The 2,836-nt window shown below is 72.2% G+C and carries 2 protein-coding genes; one reads left to right on the top strand and one right to left on the bottom strand.

The genetic code is table 11. The annotated features are described in order from the left end of the window. The coding region (locus IZR01_RS48845) for a ricin-type beta-trefoil lectin domain protein (RefSeq protein WP_194927854.1) at positions 1-1,597 on the top strand (1,597 nt) is incomplete at its 5' end. Between the two features lie 162 nt (positions 1,598-1,759). Here the strand turns inward: IZR01_RS48845 and IZR01_RS48840 are convergent. After that, on the bottom strand, positions 1,760-2,836 hold a 1,077-nt coding region (locus IZR01_RS48840; protein ID WP_438939733.1), incomplete at its 5' end, for a hypothetical protein.

The raw sequence follows: 2,836 nt of genomic DNA, 5'->3' as shown, positions 1-2,836 counted from the left end.
CACCACGGCGAAGCCCGCCGCCACCTTGGCCGCCACGCCCCCGATGGGCTGGAACGACTGGGCGCACTACCAGTGCTCCGTCGACGAGTCCACCGTCGTGGCCAACGCCGACGCCCTGGTCAGCACCGGCCTGGCCGCCAAGGGCTACACCACCGTCACCGTCGACGACTGCTGGATGGCGTCCTCCCGCGACGCCGACGGCAACCTCGTCGCCGACTCCACCAAGTTCCCGCACGGCATGGCCTGGCTCGGCAGCTACCTGCACGGCAAAGGCCTGAACTTCGGCATCTACGAAGACGCCGGCTCCGCCACGTGCGGCGGCTACCCCGGCAGCGGCCAGCCGCAGGGCGGCGGCCCGGACCACTTCGCGCAGGACGCCGCCACGTTCGCCTCCTGGGGCGTGGACTACCTCAAGCTCGACGGCTGCAACGTCTACATCCCGTCCGGCGAATCCACCGAGCAGGCCTACCACGACGCCTACAGCGCCGAGTCCAACGCCCTGGCCGCCGCGGGCCGCCCCATCACCTTCTCCGAGTCCGCCCCGGCCTACTTCCAGAGCGCCGAGTGGGGCAACCCGACCTGGTTCGACGTCCTGGGCTGGGTCGGGCAACTGGGGCAGCTGTGGCGTGAGGGCTGGGACATCGCCACCTACGACAGCGGCAACCCGACCGCCAGCCGCTGGTCCTCGGTGCTGTCCAACTACGGCTACAACCGCTGGATCTCCCGCTACGCCCACCCCGGCAACTGGAACGACCCCGACTTCCTCATCGCCGGCGACCCCGGCCTGACCGCCGACGAGTCCCGAAGCCAGGTCGCGTTGTGGGCGATGATGAACGCCCCGATGATCCTGTCCTCCGACGTCCCCAACCTCAGCCCCGACGGCCTCGCGGCACTGGGCAACACCGACCTCATCGCGCTGGACCAGGACCCCGCGGGCCGGCAGGCCGGCGTCGTCTCCACCAACGGCACCACCGACGTGCTGGCCAAGCCGCTCGCGAACGGCGACCGCGCCGTCGCTGTCCTGAACCGTGGCTCCAGCGCCGAGACGGTGTCCACCACGCTGTCCTCGGTCGGCCTGCCAGGCTGCACCGCCACCGCCAAGGACCTGTGGAGCGGCGCCACCTCCACGGTCAGCAACGCTCTGACCGCCACGATCCCTGCTCACGGCACTGCCATCTGGCGGCTGACACCCGCTGCCGGCTGCGCTGCCGCGGTTCCCACCGGTGAGATCGTCGGGAACGGCGCCAAGTGCATGGACCTGACCGGGAGCAACACCGCCGACGGCACGGCCGCGATCCTCTACACGTGCTCTGGTGGCGCGAATCAGGCGTGGAGCCGGCCTGGCGACGGCAGTGTGCGGACGCTCGGGAAGTGCCTGACCGCCAGCGGGACTGCTGCCGGCAGCGCTGTGGTGATCTCCAGCTGTAGCGGCAGTAGCGCGCAGCAGTGGACGGCGCAGGCTGACGGAACCGTCACCAACAACGCATCCGGGCTGTGTCTGGACGTCTACGGCGGCGGCAGCGCGGATGGTACGAAGCTGGACACGTGGACTTGTGGCAGTCACCAGGCCAATCAGACCTGGGCGCTGCCTGACTAGCGCCTGGAGCGCTTAGCGCCTAACGCCTGGAGCGCCTAGCGCCTCACCGAACAGCGAGCGGCGCGGCGGGGGATTTCACCACCCTCGCCGCGCCGCTTTGCCTTACCGCGTCTTACTGCGCCCTACCGTGTCTTACTGCTCCTTATTGCGTCTTACTGCTGCTCATCGCCCGCTTTTGTCCCCACTGTCCGTGTCGGTCTTTTGCCGCTGCCCGCCCGGCACCCGCGCAGCCCCGCTTCCTCCCGCGCCTCTACCCGCGCCTGCGCCTGCTCCTGGGTCCGCGTCCCGTTCCCGCGTGGCCGCCGCCAGCTCCCCACGCAGCGACGCCGCCAACACCTCCGCCTCGCGCCGTGCCTCCCGCTCCGCAGCCAGCGCCGCCACGTCTTGCTGCCACCGCGCCATCACCTGCTCCACCTGTGCCGCCGCACCCTCCGCGGCAGCTTCGGCGCGCGCCACCCGCTCCGCCTCGGCCTGCCTGCCCGCTGCTTCCCGGTCGGCACGTTCACCCTCTGCTACGCGGGCGGCGTGTGCGGCTTCCGCGTCGGTCTTGGCCGCCTGCACCTGTGCGGTGAGCCCGACCCGCAGCGCCTCCAGCTCCGATGCCGCGCGCTGCGCCACCGCCTGGGTCTCGATGGCAGCGGCCGCGGCCTTACCCTCGGCCACGGCGATCTGGGCGTCAGCGGCCTGCCGTACCAGCTCGGCCTGCTCCCGTGCGGCTTGCAGCTGCAACGCCGCCTCGGCGCGCGCCCGATCGGCCTGCTCCGCGGCTTCGGCGGCATCTCGCCGCGCGGCCTCCACTTCCCGCCGCGCCTGTTCCCGCATCGCTACCAGCGCGGCCTCACCCTGCTCCCGCACCACCGCAAGTTCCTCGGCGGCTTCCTGCCGCAGCAACTGCTCGGCGTCGGCGTGCGCGATGACAGCGGCCTCCAACGCCTGCCGCGCCACTTCGGCATCCGCCCCGGCCTGCTCCGCCCGCGCCCCGGCAGCCTGCCCGGCGACCTCCGCCTCCGCGCGCCGCGCAGCCTCCGCCGCAGCCACCTGCTCCGCAGCCGTCACCCGCGCTGCGGCGTCCAGCTCCACCGAGCGCACCTGCCGCTCGACGTTCTCCGGATCAGTGATCGCCTCCGCCCGCTCCAGCCACAAGTCAACCTGCGCCCCCAGCTGCCGCAACGTGGCCGCCACCGACACCCCGGACGCCTCGAACCCGGCGCGCGCCGCCGTCACCGGCAGCCCACCCAC

Source organism: Catenulispora pinisilvae, from assembly GCF_015356865.1.
Taxonomy (GTDB): domain Bacteria; phylum Actinomycetota; class Actinomycetes; order Streptomycetales; family Catenulisporaceae; genus Catenulispora; species Catenulispora pinisilvae.
This window is presented reverse-complemented; position numbering and strand designations above follow the sequence as displayed.